Source organism: Klebsiella sp. 141240 (assembly GCF_050600805.1).
Lineage (GTDB): Bacteria > Pseudomonadota > Gammaproteobacteria > Enterobacterales > Enterobacteriaceae > Klebsiella > Klebsiella aerogenes.
Window position 1 is genome coordinate 162853 of record NZ_JAQIRK010000010.1, and the last position, 17318, is coordinate 180170.

Annotated in this window: 13 protein-coding genes, 1 tRNA gene and 1 pseudogene; 6 read left to right on the plus strand and 9 right to left on the minus strand. The window is 54.5% G+C overall.

Annotation, left to right across the window (positions count from 1 at the left end; all coding sequences use genetic code 11):
- Positions 1–18: 18 nt before the first annotated feature.
- The 4 genes from PGQ95_RS17930 (at position 19) to PGQ95_RS17945 (ending at position 4531) form a co-directional block, all read left to right on the plus strand.
- A complete protein-coding gene (locus tag PGQ95_RS17930) occupies positions 19–1032 on the plus strand; it encodes a Gfo/Idh/MocA family protein (protein WP_335207057.1) in 1014 nt (337 codons plus the stop codon).
- Positions 1033–1073: 41 nt separating this feature from the next.
- Positions 1074–1958, plus strand: coding sequence for a sugar phosphate isomerase/epimerase family protein (locus PGQ95_RS17935; protein WP_015368532.1), 885 nt, complete (start codon positions 1074–1076; stop codon positions 1956–1958).
- Positions 1959–1981: 23 nt separating this feature from the next.
- Positions 1982–2881: a myo-inosose-2 dehydratase gene (iolE, locus tag PGQ95_RS17940; RefSeq protein WP_087858358.1), complete on the plus strand. Its 900-nt coding sequence runs from the start codon at positions 1982–1984 to the stop codon at positions 2879–2881.
- Positions 2882–3034: 153 nt separating this feature from the next.
- Positions 3035–4531, plus strand: a complete 1497-nt coding sequence (locus PGQ95_RS17945; protein ID WP_015368530.1) for a sugar porter family MFS transporter — start codon at positions 3035–3037, stop codon at positions 4529–4531.
- Positions 4532–4631: 100 nt separating this feature from the next.
- On the opposite strand, the gene PGQ95_RS17950 is transcribed toward PGQ95_RS17945, so the two are convergent.
- The 8 genes from PGQ95_RS17950 to PGQ95_RS17985 form a co-directional block, all read right to left on the minus strand.
- Complete coding sequence (locus PGQ95_RS17950; RefSeq protein ID WP_430918911.1) at positions 4632–5942, minus strand: ABC transporter substrate-binding protein; 1311 nt, start codon at positions 5940–5942, stop codon at positions 4632–4634.
- A complete protein-coding gene (locus tag PGQ95_RS17955) occupies positions 5935–7008 on the minus strand; it encodes an ABC transporter ATP-binding protein (RefSeq protein WP_430918913.1) in 1074 nt (357 codons plus the stop codon). The genes PGQ95_RS17950 and PGQ95_RS17955 overlap by 8 nt, the downstream gene beginning before the upstream one ends.
- A gap of 5 nt (positions 7009–7013) precedes the next feature.
- Entirely contained in the window at positions 7014–7838 is an 825-nt protein-coding gene (locus PGQ95_RS17960; protein ID WP_430918915.1) for a phosphodiesterase, read from the minus strand.
- Between the two features lie 10 nt (positions 7839–7848).
- A complete protein-coding gene (locus PGQ95_RS17965) occupies positions 7849–8736 on the minus strand; it encodes a carbohydrate ABC transporter permease (protein ID WP_046654732.1) in 888 nt (295 codons plus the stop codon).
- On the minus strand, positions 8726–9598 hold the full coding sequence (locus PGQ95_RS17970; RefSeq protein WP_113374809.1) for a carbohydrate ABC transporter permease: 873 nt from the start codon (positions 9596–9598) through the stop codon (positions 8726–8728). Before PGQ95_RS17970 ends, PGQ95_RS17965 begins: the two co-directional genes overlap by 11 nt.
- A gap of 142 nt (positions 9599–9740) precedes the next feature.
- The gene (gene ahr, locus PGQ95_RS17975) at positions 9741–10760 is read right to left on the minus strand and encodes an NADPH-dependent aldehyde reductase Ahr (RefSeq protein ID WP_032709732.1); all 1020 of its coding nucleotides are present in this window, start codon (positions 10758–10760) and stop codon (positions 9741–9743) included.
- A gap of 113 nt (positions 10761–10873) precedes the next feature.
- Positions 10874–12343 (minus strand): SulP family inorganic anion transporter, encoded by a 1470-nt coding sequence (locus tag PGQ95_RS17980; protein WP_045364863.1) that lies wholly within the window; start codon positions 12341–12343, stop codon positions 10874–10876.
- Entirely contained in the window at positions 12340–12978 is a 639-nt protein-coding gene (locus tag PGQ95_RS17985; RefSeq protein WP_430918917.1) for a carbonic anhydrase, read from the minus strand. Before PGQ95_RS17985 ends, PGQ95_RS17980 begins: the two co-directional genes overlap by 4 nt.
- A gap of 573 nt (positions 12979–13551) precedes the next feature.
- Between PGQ95_RS17985 and PGQ95_RS17990 the strand changes: the two genes are divergently transcribed.
- Together PGQ95_RS17990 and PGQ95_RS17995 are read left to right on the plus strand one after the other, a co-directional pair.
- Positions 13552–13636: transfer RNA gene (locus PGQ95_RS17990), tRNA-Leu, on the plus strand.
- Between the two features lie 163 nt (positions 13637–13799).
- Positions 13800–15057 (plus strand): annotated as a pseudogene (locus PGQ95_RS17995) (tyrosine-type recombinase/integrase).
- Positions 15058–15297: 240 nt separating this feature from the next.
- Here the strand turns inward: PGQ95_RS17995 and PGQ95_RS18000 are convergent.
- Complete coding sequence (locus tag PGQ95_RS18000) at positions 15298–17286, minus strand: hypothetical protein (protein ID WP_430918919.1); 1989 nt, start codon at positions 17284–17286, stop codon at positions 15298–15300.
- Positions 17287–17318: the final 32 nt, after the last annotated feature.

Genomic DNA, 17318 nt, shown 5'->3' on the forward strand with positions numbered 1-17318 from the left:
ACTACGGAGAGAACCATCATGTCACTCAAATTAGGTGTCATCGGCGCAGGCGCCATCGGTAAAGAACATATCCGTCGCTGCACCCAGGTCCTACAGGGGGCGACCGTGGTCGCCGTTTCCGATATCAACGCCGATAACGCCCGTGCGGCAGTAGCGCTGCCGGGCGTGCAGGCGGAAGTCTACGCCGACGGTCATGATGTGATTAAAGCCAGCGACGTTGACGCCGTGCTGGTGACCTCCTGGGATCCAACCCATGAAGAGTACACCCTGGCGGCTATTGAGGCCGGTAAGCCCGTATTTTGCGAAAAGCCGTTGGCGATGAGCGCGGAAGGCTGCCGCCGCATCGTTGATGCGGAAATGAAAGCCGGGCGTCGCCTCGTTCAGGTCGGCTTTATGCGTCCTTACGATGAAGGCTATCTGGCGCTGAAGAAAGTCATTGATGACGGCGATATCGGCGCGCCGCTGATGCTGCGCTGCGCCCACCGCAACCAGTCGGTCGGCGAGAACTACACCACCGATATGGCGATCACCAACACCCTGATCCACGAGCTGGACGTGCTGCGCTGGCTGCTAAATGACGACTACCGCTCCGTACAGGTACGCTTCCCGCGTTCGACCTCCCATACCCATGCGCGGCTGAAAGATCCACAGATCGTCTCGTTTGAAACGAAAAAGGGCACCCTGATCGACGTCGAAGTCTTCGTAAATTGCCAGTACGGCTACGACATTCAGTGCGAAGTCGTTGGCGAAACGGGCATTGCGCGCCTGCCGGAACCGTCGGCGGTGGAGATGCGTAAAGCCGCCAGCCTGTCGACCGCCATCCTCACCGACTGGAAAGACCGTTTCATCAAAGCCTACGACGTCGAACTGCAGGCATTTATCAATGATGTGAAAGCCGGCAAGCTGCAGGGCCCCTCAGCCTGGGACGGCTATGCGGCATCGGTTGCCGCCGACGCCTGTCTGAAAGCGCAGGAGTGTAACGAACCGGTAGCCGTGACGCTGCCTGAATGCCCGGCATTCTACCAACGCTAAATCCTCCTTCACCGACGTAACGTTTCAAACAGGTAACGACGATGAAAATTGCTTTTGATGTCGATGTGATTCGCGATCTCGGGATCACCAGAATGGTCCAGCAGGTGGCCGAGTGGGGCTACAAATACATTGAGCAATCGCCGCACCCGCAGATTAACCCGTTCTACAAACATCCGCGCGCCAGCCGAGAGATCATGGCCGAGTACAAGCAGGCGCTGCGCGACAACGGCGTTGAGCTCTCCTCGTTCATCTGCGTATATCGCTGGTCCGGCCCGGATGAACTGCGTCGTCAGGCGGCGGTGAAGAACTGGAAGCGGTTAATCGAAGTGGCGGTGGAGATGGGCGTGCAGGTTATCAATACCGAATTTTCCGGCGATCCTAACCAGCCGGAAATTTGCGAAGAAATGTTCTACCGCTCGATGGAAGAATTACTGCCGATATTCGAACGTGAAGGTATCCGCGTCGAAATCCAGGCCCACCCGTGGGACTTCTGCGAAGAAAACAACGAGACGGTGGATATCGTGAAGTCCTTTCGCAGCGACAACGTGAAGTATGTCTACAGCGTGCCGCACACCTTCTTCTACGACAAAGGTAAAGGTGAAGTCGAGAAGATGCTGCGCTATGCCGGTCAGGACCTGTCGCACGTGCTGATTGCCGATACCCGCAACCACACCAAACACTGCCGCTATATCGTTAATCCGCCGGGCGTTGACGCCGCCGTACACCAGCACGTCGGCGTCGGTGAGGGGGATGTCGATTTCGATGCCCTGTTCCGCACCCTGCGCGATATGCGCTTCGCTGAACAGACCTTCAAAGTTGGCGGTGAACCGATCGTCTGCACCTCGCTGTTTGGTTACCCGGAAAAGATGAAATACCAGGCCGTGGAAACGCGTGAACTTATCGAACGTGAACTGCTGCGCCGGTAAGGCGCGGCGGCAGGAGCATCAAAATGAACAAAGACAATGTCAAACTGGCTATCGCCCCTATCGGTTGGACTAACGACGATATGCCTGAGCTGGGAAGCGAAAACACCTTCCAGCAAACGGTCAGCGAAATGGCGCTGGCCGGGTTTACCGGCAGCGAAGTCGGCAGCAAATATCCGCGCGATCCGGCGGTGCTGAAGCCGATGCTGGATATTCGCGGCATGCAAATTTGCAACGCCTGGTTCAGCACCTTCTTCGCGAATGGCCAAAAAGAAAAAACCATCGATGAATTCGTTAATCACATGAATTTTCTCCATGCGATGGGCGCGAAGGTGATTGGCTGCTCTGAGCAAAGCGGCAGTATCCAGGGGCTCGATAAACCGATTCTCGGCGATGCGAAGCCGTGCTTTAGCGACGAAGAGTGGCAGCGGGTAGCCGAAGGTTATAACGCGCTTGGCAAGCTGGCGGCAGAAAAGGGGATGCAGGTTTGCCTGCATCACCATATGGGCACCGGCATTCAGACTACCGCGGAGATCGACAAGTTTATGTCGCTGGTGGATGAACGCGTCTTCCTGCTCTACGACACCGGTCACGCCTGGTATTCGGAAGGCGGCGAGGCGCCGATGCTGGCAATCCTGAAAAAATATCTGCCGCGCATTAACCACGTGCATCTGAAAGACGTCCGCCCCGCGGTGATCGAGCAGGTGCGCCGCGAAGGGCTCTCATTCCTCGACGGCGTCAAGAAAGGCACCTTTACCGTACCGGGAGATGGCGAAATAGATTTCCGTCCGGTCTTCCAGTTGCTGGATGACTACGGCTACAAGGGCTGGATGGTGGTGGAAGCCGAACAAGACCCCGCGCTGGCGAACCCCTTCGAATACGCCGTAAAGGCGCGTAAATACATCCGCGAAACGGCAGGAATCTGATCGTTGATGCATTTCGGGCCACACAGCTGCGTGGCCCGCTTTTTCTAAACCTCAAGAGAACCACACGAGAACGACACGTCCGTGAGGCAGGAGGCCTCTGTATTCAGACAAGAGCATATCTTCCCCCTACAAGGTAGGTTACTGGAGTCTTCTATGTCACAGGAACAATATCTCACACTCAATAAAGCGTCGGGGCCGAATAGCGACGCCCCGGCAACGCCGTTTGTTAAGATCGTCGCGTTGATTGCGACCTTAGGCGGTTTACTCTTTGGCTACGACACCGGAGTGATTTCCGGCGCCCTACTGTTTATGGGTAAGGAGCTGCATCTCACGCCGTTTACCACCGGGCTGGTGACCAGCTCGCTGCTGTTCGGCGCCGCATTCGGCGCACTGCTTTCTGGCCATCTGGCCAGCGCCGCAGGCAGAAAGAAAATCATCCTCTGGCTGGCGGTGATCTTCGCTATCGGCGCGGTGGGTACTGCCCTCGCGCCGGACGTCAACTGGATGATTTTCTTCCGCCTGGTTCTCGGCGTAGCGGTTGGCGGCGCGGCGGCAACGGTGCCGGTATATATCGCTGAGATGGCGCCGGCCAACAAACGCGGGCAACTGGTTACGCTGCAGGAACTGATGATCGTCTCAGGCCAGCTGCTGGCCTATATCTCTAACGCCACCTTCCATGAGTTGTGGGGCGGTGAAAGTACCTGGCGCTGGATGCTGGCGGTGGCGACGCTACCTGCCGTGCTGCTGTGGTTTGGCATGATGTTTATGCCGGATACCCCGCGCTGGTATGCGATGAAAGGCCGACTGGCGGAAGCGCGCCGGGTGCTGGAGCGTACGCGGCGTAAAGATGATGTCGAATGGGAGCTAATGGAGATTACGGAAACTCTCGACGAGCAGCGCAATCTTGGTAAGCCAAAAATTCGTGAAATCATGACCCCGTGGCTGTTTAAGCTGTTCATGATCGGTATCGGCGTGGCGGTTATTCAGCAGCTGACCGGCGTCAATACCATTATGTACTATGCGCCGACGGTGCTGACCTCGGTCGGTATGACCGATAATGCCGCGCTGTTCGCCACCATTGCCAACGGCGTGGTTTCGGTGCTGATGACCTTTGTCGGTATCTGGATGCTGGGGAAGATAGGCCGTCGCCCGATGACCATGATCGGCCAGTTCGGCTGTACCGCCTGCCTGGTGTTTATCGGCGCGGTGAGCTACCTGCTGCCGGAAACGGTCAATGGTCAGCCGGATGCGCTGCGCGCCTATATGGTACTGGCGGGAATGCTGTTGTTCCTGAGCTTCCAGCAGGGGGCGCTGTCACCGGTGACCTGGCTGCTGTTGTCGGAAATTTTCCCAACCCGGATGCGCGGGATGTTTATGGGCGGGGCGGTGTTCTCAATGTGGATTGCCAACTTCCTGATCTCGCTGTTCTTCCCGATGCTACTGTCGTGGGTCGGCCTCTCCGGAACCTTCTTTATTTTTGCGGCAATCGGCATCTTCGGCGCGATCTTCGTGATCAAATGCGTGCCGGAAACGCGCAACCGCAGCCTTGAGCAGATCGAGCACTATCTGCGTGAGAAGCTGGATACCAGCCCGGCGGGAAAAGCCTACGCGCGTAAATCCTGGGCTTCGTCGCAGGCGGATAAAATCTAAGGCTTCGCAAAAACTCTCCGGCGCATTCTGCGCTGGGGGCGGTTGGTCACCCGGCTTGGGCGTTTACGCCGCAAGCCGGGCGCCCCGCTACAGACCTGTGCTACTTCACTTCTCCCAGCGCGGTCTTATCAACATAAGGTTTCATTAGCGCGTCAGCTTCCTTCTGTGCCGTCTGTACCGCAGCTTCCGGCGTTACTTTGGCATCGTTGACCACCGCCGCCAGCTGGTTCTCCATCGCCTTACGCACGGCGACGGTCTCCCAGGTGGAGTACCACGGATGCGCGTACTTCAGCTGTTCAAGGGCGATCGCCGCCCGTGGATCCTGCTGCAGATATGCTTTCATCTCCGGCGTATCGTAAGAAGCCTTGCGCGGCGAGAAGTAGCCGGTAAAGCGGCTCCACGCGCCGTTCACCTGCGGGCTCACCAGATAAGTCAGGAACTGGTAGGCCGCTTTCTTCTGCGCGTCGTTGATGCCTTTAAAGCTCACCAGGCTGGCGCCGCCGATCGGCACCGCGCGCTGCTCTTTGGCTGGTAGCATGGCGACACCGAGTTCAAAATCTTTACTGTTCTCGCGCATAAAGCCCAGCGCGCCGGTGCTGAGCATCGCCATTCCGAGCTTGCCGGAGAAGAATGCGGCGCTGATCTGCTTCGAATTCAGTACCCCGGAAGGCATCACTTTGTCTTTGTAGATCAGATCCTGCCAGAAGCGTAGAGCGCCGATAGCGGTCGGCGAGTTGTAATAAACCTCACCCGGATAGTCTTCATTGAAATATTTACCGCCGTTGGCGCGCACCAGCGCCGAGAAGATCCAGCCGCCGTAGTCGTCGTTGGTCGACGGCAGCATGATCCCCCACTGGCCTTTGCTCTCGTCGGTCAGCTTTTTGGCATCGGCCAGCAGCTCGGCCCAGGTCTGCGGCGGCTGGGTGATCCCAGCCCGATCGAACAGCGTCTTGTTGTAGTAGAGGATCGGCGTCGAGTTATGGAACGGGATCGCATAGGTGGTGCCCATCACCTGGGCGTTCTTATGCATCGCTGGCCAGAACTCCTTTTGCAGAAAATCGCCGGCCTTTTGATCGCCATATTTAAACAGTTCGTCCATCGGCAGGATCTCACCCTTCAGCGCCAGATCGGTGGTGAAATTAGCGGACATGATCACCAGCGCCGGCGGTTGTCCGGCCTTCTGTGCGGATTCGGCTTTGATCTTGGTGGTGTCATAGTTGCCGGTGAAGATGCCGCGTACTTCGACATCCTGCTGCGAGTCATTGAACGCTTTAATAACGCGGGTCATCTCCATCGTCAGCTTGCCGTCTACCGGGGCCGGAAACATGAAGTCTATTTTCTCTTTCGCCAGCGCCGCGCCGCTCAGAGCGAGGCTGAGCCCAACCGTCAGGGCGGTGAAGGGTTTAAACATGATTACACTCCATCAGTAAATTATGCTGGGTCTCAGCATGAAAAAGATGCACATCGGCAGGCGAGAAGCCGAGGATCAGCGATTCGCCTTTTTCCGGTACTGCGCCGCGGTGGCGGCGGCTAAAGCGCAGGGTGCCGATCGGGGTGCTGACGTGGAGCAGATAATCGGCTCCCATCAGTTCTCGTTGCAGGACGGTGCCCGGCAGGTGCAGATGGCCTTGCTCCACGCGGTCGGTAATATGTTCCGGGCGAATGCCAAGCCAGACGCGGGTCTGGCTGCGGTGGCGCGACGGTAGCGGATGGCGTAGTTCGCCAAGCTGAACGTTACCGTCAACGCAGGGGAGCGATAGCAGATTCATTGCCGGCGAACCGATAAATCCAGCCACGAACAGATTGGCCGGGTTGGCATACAGATATTCTGGCCGCCCCACCTGCTGCACGTGGCCGCCGTTCATCACCACGATGCGGTCGGCCATCGACATCGCCTCGGTTTGATCGTGGGTGACGTAGACGGTACTGGTTTTCAACTGTTGGTGGAGGTCCATAATGCTGTCGCGGACTTCGCTGCGCAGGCGGGCGTCGAGGTTGGAAAGCGGTTCATCCATTAAGAACAGCCGCGGATTACGTACGATCGCCCGCGCCATCGCCACCCGCTGCCGTTGGCCGCCGGAGAGCTTCGCCGGTTTGCGATCGAGCAGCGTCTCCAACTGCAGCATCTGCGCGACTTTATCTACCCGCGGCTGCCAGCTGCTTTTCTCTTCCTTGCGTACCTTCATGCCGAAGGTGATGTTGTCGCGCACCGACAGATGTGGAAACAGCGCATAGTTCTGGAAGATCATCGCAAAATTGCGTTCGCGCGGCGTGGTGTCGGTGATGTTCTCATCATGCAGCCAGATTTCGCCTTCGCTGACCTGATCCAGCCCGGCAAGCAGGCGCAGTAGGGTGCTTTTACCGCAGCCCGACGGGCCGACCAGCACCACAAATTCGCCTTCGCGGATATCAAGCGACAGCGCGCTAAGCGCCGGTTTACCGTCGAAATGTTTACTGATGTTTTGCAGACTGAGCATGGCGGTTAGCGCTCTTCCGTTGGACAACTGATGTTTTCGTCGTACAGCCACGGCCCGGCGTAGTGGGCCAGCGAGTGCTGGTAGCTCACCCACTGCTCGCCGACCTGGCGGTGCATCAGGCACGAAGCCGGCGAGAGATCGTAATACGGGCGAGTGTCTTCGTGGCAGTACGGTACCTGATGGACGGTGCCGGGGAGGGTGGAGATCAGCGCCTGGCGATACTGGGTCATGGTCAGGCTATGGTTATGGCCGCAGAAGATGCGCGTCAGCGACGGGAAACGCTCCACTAGCGCCAGCAGACGGTGGCCGTTTTCACAGGCAATCGGGTCCATCTGCGCGTTGCCCAGCGGCAGCGGCGGGTGGTGCATAAATATCGTTGCCGGTTTGTCGCCGCCGTCGAACAGCTGCGCTTCCAGCCAGCTAATGGTCTCGTCGGTCAGCCAGCCTTTTGAAGTGCCGGCGCGGCTGGAGTCGATAAACAGCAGGCGGGTAGCGAAGTCGTCAACCGCATAGCGCATATTATTGGCATCGTTGCCGAGCTGCGGGCACAGCGGCTGCAGGTACTCCAGAAACAGCGCTTTATCATCGTGGTTGCCGGGGATGAGATACAGCGGATAGTTCAGGCTGCCGAGGATCTGGCGGGCGACCTGATACTCCTCCGGACGGCCGCAGTTGACGATATCGCCGCTCACCACCACCGCATCCGGGCGTTCGCGCAGCGCGTTAAGTTGAGAAACCACATCAGCGTTGGCGGCATTGACGTCGATAAAACCGTACAGCTTTTCGCCGCGGCTGCGGAAATGGGTATCGGAAATGTGCGCTAACAGCATGAATAACTCCTTATTTGATCCCGGAGAAGCCGAAGCTTCGCAGGAACTGTTTCTGGAAAAGGATGAACGCCAGCATCAGCGGCAGGCAGACCATCAGCGTCCCGGCGCCGATGGTGCCCCACTGGCCGCCGGATTCAGCGCCCATGGCGAAAGAGACCAGCCCGACCGTCAGCACCTGCTTATCGGGATCGTTGAGCATCATCAGCGGCCACAGGTACTCGTTCCAGTGGTAGGTAATGCTGACGGTGGCGAAGGCCAGCACCGACGGCCAGGACATCGGCAGCAGTACGCGGAATAGCACCTGCCACCAGCGGCAGCCCTCCATCAGCGCTGCCTCTTCCAGCTCTTTCGGGATGGCGAGGAACGCCTGGCGCATCAGAAACACGCCGAACGCTGAGGTGAAGTAGGGCATCATCACGCCGGTCAGGGTGTTGAGCAGGCCGAAGGTTTTCAGGGTCAGCATATTCGGCACCATCATCACCACCGGCATGATCATCAGCTGGACGAGAAACAGCAGAAACAGCGTTTTCTTGCCGCGAAATTCGTGGCAGGCGAAGACGTAGCCGGCGGTGGTGATGGTGAGTAGCTGCACGAAGAAAGTGCCGAAGGTAAAGATAAGGGTGTTGGCGTACAGGCTCAGCCAGTCGGCGCTGTCCCAGGCGTCGCGGAAGTTATCGAGAGTCAGCGGCAGGCGCGGCAGCAATGAGGCCATATCTTCGCCGAAGGTGGTGGCGCTGAACGAGGTCGCCAGCATCCAGATAAACGGGCTCACCCATAGCAGCGCCAGGCAGCACATGATTACCGTCAGGGTAAAGGGCTGCGAGCGACGCAGGCGCAACCACAGCGGACGCGCAGCGGCGGGCGAGCGGACCATCAGCGGCGAGATTTCAGCGCTCATAGTGGGCTCCTTTTTCCAGCAATTTCAGGTTAATCAGCGAGAAGGCAAACAGCCCGGCCAGCGTCAGGAAGGTGGCGGCGGAGGCTTTGCCGAGGTCGTGGGTATCCCACGCGAGATTCTGGATGTAATAGAGCAGCACGGTCGTGGCGTTATCCGGCCCGCCGCGCGTCATCACCGCGACGTGATCAATCTGGGTAATGGAGTAAATCAGCGCGGTGGTGATTACAAAGCTCAGCGTCGGGCGCAGCAGCGGCAGCGTCACTTTAAAAAATACTTGGGTGCGGGTGGCCCCTTCCATCAGCGCCGCTTCCCGCGTCGAGGCCGGAATGCTCTGCAATCCGGCGAGGAAAAACAGCATGTAATAACCGGCGAACTTCCATACGCCAATCAGCGCCAGCGCCAGCAGCGCGCTGTTGCTGCGCCCCAGCCAGTTGTTGTTTAGCGGGCCAAATAGCTTCGCCAAATAGTGATCGAGGAGGCCGAGGCCGGGCATAAAGATAAACAGCCACAGCGCGGCGGCGCTAACCATCGGGATAATCATCGGGAAGAAAAAGGCGGTGCGCAGCCAGCGGTTGACGCGGTGATTCTCGCTCAGCGCCACCGCCAGCAGCAGAGCAAGCGTCACGCCAGGTACCACCGTCAGCAGGATATAGAGCAGGTTATTGACCAGCGATTGCCAGAACACGCCGTCGGCAAACAGGCGGGTGAAGTTATCCAGCCCGACGTACTGTGCGCCGTCGCTGGCCATGCGGGTATCAAACAGGCTGTCATAGACCGAACGGCCAAGCGGAAACCAGGTAAACAGCAGTAAAAACAACAGGGAAGGCGACAGTATCAGCCAGGGGAGCCAGCGCTTATTCATGGTGACGGGCGTCTCGTTCAGGCGTTTATGGAAGCCCGGATTGTGGGAAGCGATGACTACAGAGGAATGGCGGGGAGATGACGGTTTGATGAAGCAAAGAGACAAGCGCCGGGCGAACGGGACGCCCGGCGATAAAGAACAATCAGAAGTCGGCTTTTAATACCGCGCGATAGCGGGCTTTGCCTTCGCGCACGTGCTTCAGGGCTTCGTTAATTTGCGACATCGGGAACAGTTCGGTGGTTGGCGCCACTTTGCTACGGCCGGCGAATTTCATCAGCTTGCGCAGTTCGGACGGATTACCGGTCGCCGAGCCGGAGATGCTGCGGTCGCCGCCGATCAGAGTAAAGGCCGGAACCGGGAAAGGTTTCATCACCGCGCCGACGGTGTGGAAGTTGCCGCCGTAGGCCAGCGCCTGGAAGTACGGCTGCCAGTCAAGGTCCACCGCCACGGTGTTGATGATCAGATCGAACTGACCGGCCAGCGCGGTTAACGCCTGCGGATCGCGGCTGTTCACCACGCGATCGGCGCCCATTGCCAGCACTTCCTGCTCTTTAGCCGGGTTAGAACTGAAAGCGGTCACTTCCGCCCCCATCGCCCGCAGCAGTTTAATCGCGATATGGCCGAGGCCGCCGATACCAATCACGCCGACGCGGCTGGTGGCGGTCACGTGGTGGGTCAGTAGCGGTTTGAAGACGGTGATGCCGCCGCACAGCATCGGGCCGGCGGAAGCCAGATCGATGCTCTCCGGCAGCGGGATCACCCATTGCCAGTCGGCGCGCAGCTTATCGGCGAAGCCGCCGCGGTTCATGATGGTCGGCACAGAGCCTTCCAGGCAGTTGATCTGGTTGCCGCTGATACAGGCGTCGCAGTGGCCGCAGCTGCGCGCCGTCCAGCCGATCCCTACCTTCTGACCAATCTTCAGCCCTTTATCCTGCGCCGCGCTGCCCAGCGCCGCCACCCGGCCAATCACCTCGTGACCGGCGACCAGCGGGTAGCTCGACATGCCCCATTCGTTGTCGATCATCGACAGGTCCGAATGACAAATCCCGCAGTACTCCACTTCGACTTCGACATCTTCCGGCAACAGTTCGCCGGCATCGTACTCCCACAGCGACAGATCGGCGCCCGCTTCTTTGGCGGCGTAACTTTTAATGATGCTCATGTTTGTTTCCTTGGGGTTGGCGTAGTAACGAAGAAAGTGTAGAGCATGGCAACAGGCGTCGCTTGGCATTAGGAGGGGTGGATAAGCGGGCGGACCAGCCGCCCGGGAGACGGTCAGCGGCTGGCAAGCGGCCACTGATTGAGGCGGATGCCGCGCTGCGGCGCGCTCTCGGCAAAATCATCCAGCACCGCCTGCACATCCGGGTCAAGATAGCCGACGTTATCGTGCTCGACGATCACCACGCTCTTTTCCGGAATTTTCGCCAGCAGCGCCAGCAGATGTGGATTGTGTAAAAAGGTCAGGTTCTGCTGGATGCGCAGCACGTAGTGGTCGTCGTAGCGCGCCAGCTGCAGTGAATGGCGATGGCTACGCCAGATGCTGAACGCCACCTGGGTGGCGAGACCAATCCCGATCCCCGCCAGCATGCCGAAGCCGATAATCCCGCCAATGGTGGCAAGAAAGGGGACGTACTGTGCGGCGCCCTGGCGGAACTGTTCAATGAACAGCCGCGGCGTCGCCAGCTTATAGCCGGTGTACAGCAGCACGGCAGCGAGGCTGGCGAGTGGGATTAACGTCAGCAGGCCGCTAAACCACAGTCCGCAGATCAGTAGCAGCACGCCGTGGATAAAGATCGACAGTTTGCTCTGTGCGCCGTTGCTGACGTTGACCGAGCTGCGGACGATAACCGCGGTGATCGGCATCGCCCCGAGTATGCCGGAGAGCAGGTTGCCGACGCCCTGGGCGACCATTTCGCGGTTCGGCGAAGGCGGCGGATTTTGCGGACGCAGTTTTTTCAGCGCCTCCTGGCTGAGCAAGGTTTCGAGGCTGGCGACCAGCGCGAGGGTCAACGCCACTACCCACACCGACGGATTACGCCATGCGCTCCACGCAGGAGATTCCAGCTCGCCCAGCAGATCGCCGAGGCTACCGAACTCCGGCAGGGTAATGCGCGGCAGAGCGGCAAGCTGTTGCGGCGCGGCCTGGGTCATTAATACGGTGGTGGCACAACCGAGCAGGACAGCGATCAGCGGGCCGGGGATCCAGCGCAGGCTCTTCACCCGGCGGATAAGCGGCGAACCCCACAGCCATAGCACCAGCAGGCCGCCCAGGGCGACGGCGATAGCGCTGAGGGAGAAGGTGGCGTTACCCTGCACGATATCAACGAGCCCGGTCTCTTCTGCGCTGCCAAGCGCGACGGGGATCTGCTGCATAATCAGCAGGATGCCGATCGCCGCCAGCATACCTTTGATGACGCTGGCGGGAACCAGCGAGATAAAGCGCCCGGCCCGCAGGATGCCGAACAGCAGCTGCAGCACGCCGGCCAGCACCAGCGCCATCAGGAAGACGGAGAAGGAACCCAGGGATTCAATGGCGGCGACGACGATGGTGACCAGTCCGGCGGCGGGGCCGCTGACGGCGAAGCGGGAGGGGCTGAGTGCGGTGACGACCAGGCCGCCGATGATGCCGGTTAGCAGACCGACAAAGGGTGGTAAGCCGCTGGCCTGGGCGATGCCGAGGCACAGCGGCAGGGCGACAAGGAAGACGACAATGCCTGCGAGAGAGTCCTGACGAAGAGTATTCATGGGGCATGCTCCTGAGGTGAGAGGTGTTCGACGAGAGTGGTCAGATGGCCAGATGCCAGATCGTAGACGCAGCCGTGCAGGCTGAGCGGCCGTCCGCTGGCGAGCTGCGTCTGTACGGGGTCACAGTCAAGCAGGCGGATGAACTGGGCGCGAACGTTGGCCTCCACCAGGGCATTGAGCGCCTCGCCCGCTTCGGCGTCAGTGTCAGTGTGCGTCAGAGCAGTGATATCACCCTGCAGGGTATCGCGCAGCGAGCCGATGCGGCGGGACAGCGCCGAGGACTCGTGGGCCAGCGGCATCTCCGGCAACGACAGCGCCGCCTGCACGCCGCCGCAGCCGTAGTGGCCGCAGAGCACCACCCGTTCGACCTCGAGATAGTGGAGGGCATATTGCAATACGCTCATAAAGTTGTCGTCGGCGGGGTCAATCATGTTAGCGATATTGCGGTGGACGAAGAGTTCGCCGGGATGGCTGCCGGTGAGCACTTCGGCGGGAACGCGGCTATCGGAGCAGCCAATCCACAGCGAGTGCGGCCGCTGCCCGGCTACCAGTTTTTCAAAATATTCCGGGTCATACTGGCACTTCTGCAGCGCCCAGCTGCGGTTACGCGCCAGTAAAGGTTTTAAGGTAGTCACAGTCTTTCTCCTGAGTAAATTCACCGAGTGAAGATGTCCATCGAGACTCGTACAGCGACTAGTAAAAATAGTATTTACCGGAACTTTCACGCCTGAGGAAAATCCTGGAATAAAGAGCGAAAACAAAACTTTTCATTAATGTAAAGTTATAAAAATATTGACGTAATTAATAAATTCTTAAGGATTGCGGTAATAAGAAAAAGCGATGGAGTAGTTTTTTATGGAATATATAAATTAATTACATCAATTATTCCGGAATCTTATATTGAGTGTTTGAGGAAGCGTAAATGCTTATGGTTGGCGGCGATAAAACGTTGACGCGATGAGGGTGTAATGTGAGATGGATTTGAGAAAAATTGGCGCGGAATTGGTGATGTGTCGGTCGTAGGGGTAGGGAAGTGAAGGCCACGGAGCCGGTTTGCTGCGCATTGATGGCTGAAAAATGTGACGCCGCACCGCTCGTTTGTGGGATTACGCTGTTTTTTTCAACACTTAGCACGACTGATGCACGCTGTTGCTTGCATGGCGGCCAGCGGCAGGTATAATCCAAAACGTTTTCCGTATCCCTTCAGTGCCGAAGTGGCGAAATCGGTAGACGCAGTTGATTCAAAATCAACCGTAGAAATACGTGCCGGTTCGAGTCCGGCCTTCGGCACCATTAGTACTTCCAAGACCATCCGAGAAAGTCCAATTACCCCTTAAAAATCAATGCTTACAGCGATTTTTACGTCCTGAGTCGTCCGGGGCTGTCCGTTGAAATCCGGATGTCATTGGGGGCATAATTGGGGGCATCTTAACTTCGATAAGAAATGTGCCCCCAGATGAAGCTCAACGCCAGACAGGTCGAGACCGCAAAGCCAAAAGACAAAACCTACAAAATGGCCGATGGCGGCGGTTTGTATCTTGAGGTTTCGGCCAAGGGTTCTAAATACTGGCGCATGAAATACAGACGCCCCTCTGACAAAAAAGAGGATCGCCTCGCTTTCGGTGTTTGGCCTACTGCGACCCTTGCTTAGGCAAGAGCAAGGCGTGATGAAGCTAAAAAGCTATTAGTGCAGGGCATTGACCCAAAAGCCGAATAAAAAGAAGATCAGGCCGAGAATTCGGGGCGTATACTTTCGAAACTATTGCCCGTGAATGGCATGCCAGTAACAAGCGCTGGAGTGAAGAGCATCGATCGCGCGTTCTTCGCTATCTTGAGTTTTATATCTTCCCTCATATCGGTTCGTCCGGCATTCTCCAGCTCAAAACCAGCCACCTGTTAGCCCCGATTAGAAAGTTGATGCCAGTGGCAAACATGACGTCGCACAGCGTCTTCAGCAGCGTGTCACGGCAATTATGCGTTATACCGTACAGAACGATTACATCGACTCTAACCCGGCTAGCGATATGGCTGGTGCGTTATCGACAACCAAAGCACGACACTATCCAGCTCTACCTCCCAGCCGTTTCCCTGAATTTCTGGCACGCCTTGCGGCATATCGTGGCCGTGTAATGACACGCATCGCGGTTGAGTTTTCCTTACTAACTTTTGTGCGCTCCAGTGAGTTACGTTTCGCGCGATGGGATAAGTTCGACTTCGATAAATCTCTTTGGCGTATACCAGCACAGCGAGAAGAAATTAAAGGTGTGCGTTACTCGTTTCGTGGCATGAAAATGAAAGAGGAGCATATTGTTCCTCTCAGTCGGCAGGCGATGGTTTTATTAGAGCAGCTCAAGCAAATTAGTGGTGATAAAGAGCTGCTGTTCCCATGGGATCACGACGCCGCCAAAGTTATGAGTGAAAACACGGTGAATAGTTCGTTGCGTGCCATGGGTTATGATACGAAAACCGAAGTTTGCGGACATGGTTTTAGGACGATGGCGCGTGGTGCGCTCGGTGAGTCAGGGTTATGGAGCGATGACGCGATAGAACACCAGTTGAGTCACTCAGAGCGCAACAATGTACGTGCGGCTTATATTCATACATCTGAGCATTTGGATGAGAGACTGTTAATGGTGCAGTGGTGGGCTGATTATCTTGATATAAATAAGAGCCAAACTATAACACCTTATGATTATGCTCTTATTGGGAAATGAACAGTATCAAAAGGCTCTAAAATAACTCTCAGTTTAAATGAAATCGAAACTGGAAAATAGTAGCCTTGTGCAATGCTGAAAGAATCTAACAAGAAATGTATGTGGTTGAAAAGGCTGGTGTTAAATGTTTTTTTGGTAAAATTAACGCTCAAGTGGGAGTTATTAAACTAAGATAATTTTGACAGTCGCCAGTATTAATTTGGCAACTGTCAAAAATAATTAATTTTGTTTAGTGTTGCTTTAAGGTTGCATGTATTTTCTAGAAAGAGAATACTCTTTGTAGAAATCTCTAGTCGAATGTGATATTGATGAAAGCATTGTTAATGCTTTCACAAGACCGTCGCTAGAACCTTTCTCTTCTAGTATCATCAGCAACTGAGATATGCTCATGAAAAATAAGTTGTGAAATGGTTCGGCATCAAGTTGGCTGGAATCCTTAAGGCATTGAATATGTGTTGATAATTCATTTATGTGTTCTTTCCAGTTATTAAGTTTTTTGTCAATGCCTGAATTAGCTCCTTTAAATGTTACACCCAATGAATTAGTCAAAATTGAACGAATCGTCATTCTGTCTTGAAAACTTCCATAATCATAAAGAGTTAAGGCAATTTTAATTACTCTTTGTGATTTATATGTTATAGGGGAAGATCCTTCAATGCTAATTCCACCATCACATCGTAAAACGCGCTCAGCCTTAAAACATTGGCTTGTGGCATGAATCAACCCCCCACCTAAATCAGACAGAATTGAATAATCGACCCCTGACATTGATAGTCTGGTCATTCCTTTCTTTTTTATCTCAATAAAAATTACGGCGGTCTTAGTTTCAATTGTTATATCACTTTCACCATATACTAATCCATCTTTACTAACAAAATTTCCGCTATGAAACACAATCCCATAAGATAATAATTTATCCTTAACAAATCTCTCGATTACATGTCCTAACGCTGCATCGTTATGTTCATTTCTTTTGCCATCAGGAGCGATAATAGAGTTTAATATGTTGTTAAGAAGTGCTAAGGAAGATAAAGGTCGTGGTAATAAAAGATAAGAGTTTTTTAAGGGAGACAGTATATTAAAATTATTATCAATATTGGTGCTTTTGGGAGGGAATTCTAATGAGTGGTTAGGGGATTTATTGAGGAGGATATTGTTAATTATCGCTGTGGTTTTTTTATGATCTAAATTTAATATATTTTTTATGCTGTCATGGCTAATATTAGTAATCTGAATATCTAAAGTTTTACTAAGTAATGTTAACCCGCTCTTGTATATTTTACCTATTGAAAAACCATAGCTTTTTAAATTTTTAAATTCAGATGAGTTTACTATATAGTTTAAGATTTCAGCCACGTGGTCACTGTGCATCTGAGCTATGCAATACAGGTTGTCGAACACAATTTCGTCAGATAGGAATTTGGTTAAACCATAATGGTCAACGTACCATGATTCATAGGGGCTATAATCCTGAACCTCAAAAATAGAAACTACATCTGTTAAAAGTTCAATTAATTTGGGAAAGTTACTCTCACGATTACGATCTCCAAAATTATTTGAATGCTTTGTCCCTAACGCAATTAGGTATGCCCATGGTATAGCAGGTAACGGTCTATCCTGACCCATAGAAAGTGAACGGTGAATATGGAATCTTTTTTGATTATAATCATATTTAGTGGCAATGTTTTCAAAAACCGCATGGAGGATATTACATCCACCAATTGAAGTGGCAAGTCTGTCAATCTCCTTGGTTAGTTGCTGGTAATAACTATCATCGAGATAGAAGTTATCTTCTTTTTCTAGGATTGGGAATCCTTTCTTTATTATTCTTGAACAGGAGTGGCTAAAATCAAAATATTTTGCATAGGTCTCTCCGAAGTTGCTATCTTCTTTCATTAGACTGTTTGTTTCTTTAATTTCCCCTAAAACACTTATTATTTCTTTCCATTTGATAGTTGAAGCGTTGCCTTGTTCTCTAGTTTTTGTATTGTCTCTTGCTCCATCAATTAAGGTACATACATAAGAAATGTAAGGTGTTAAAGGTCCTCCATTGACGATGTGTTCATAAATAATTTTCTTTCGTAGATATATTAGCTTCTCCCTGACTAGATAGACATCATCTCCTGAAAGCTGTTTTATTTTTGTATAGCCATCACTACTATTTATTTGAGGCTGGTTTGCATTAGAAACTAACTCATCACACAAGTTTAAAAATAGGTTGTAATTCATCTGACTCTCCATGAGGAAATTTAATGGGAATG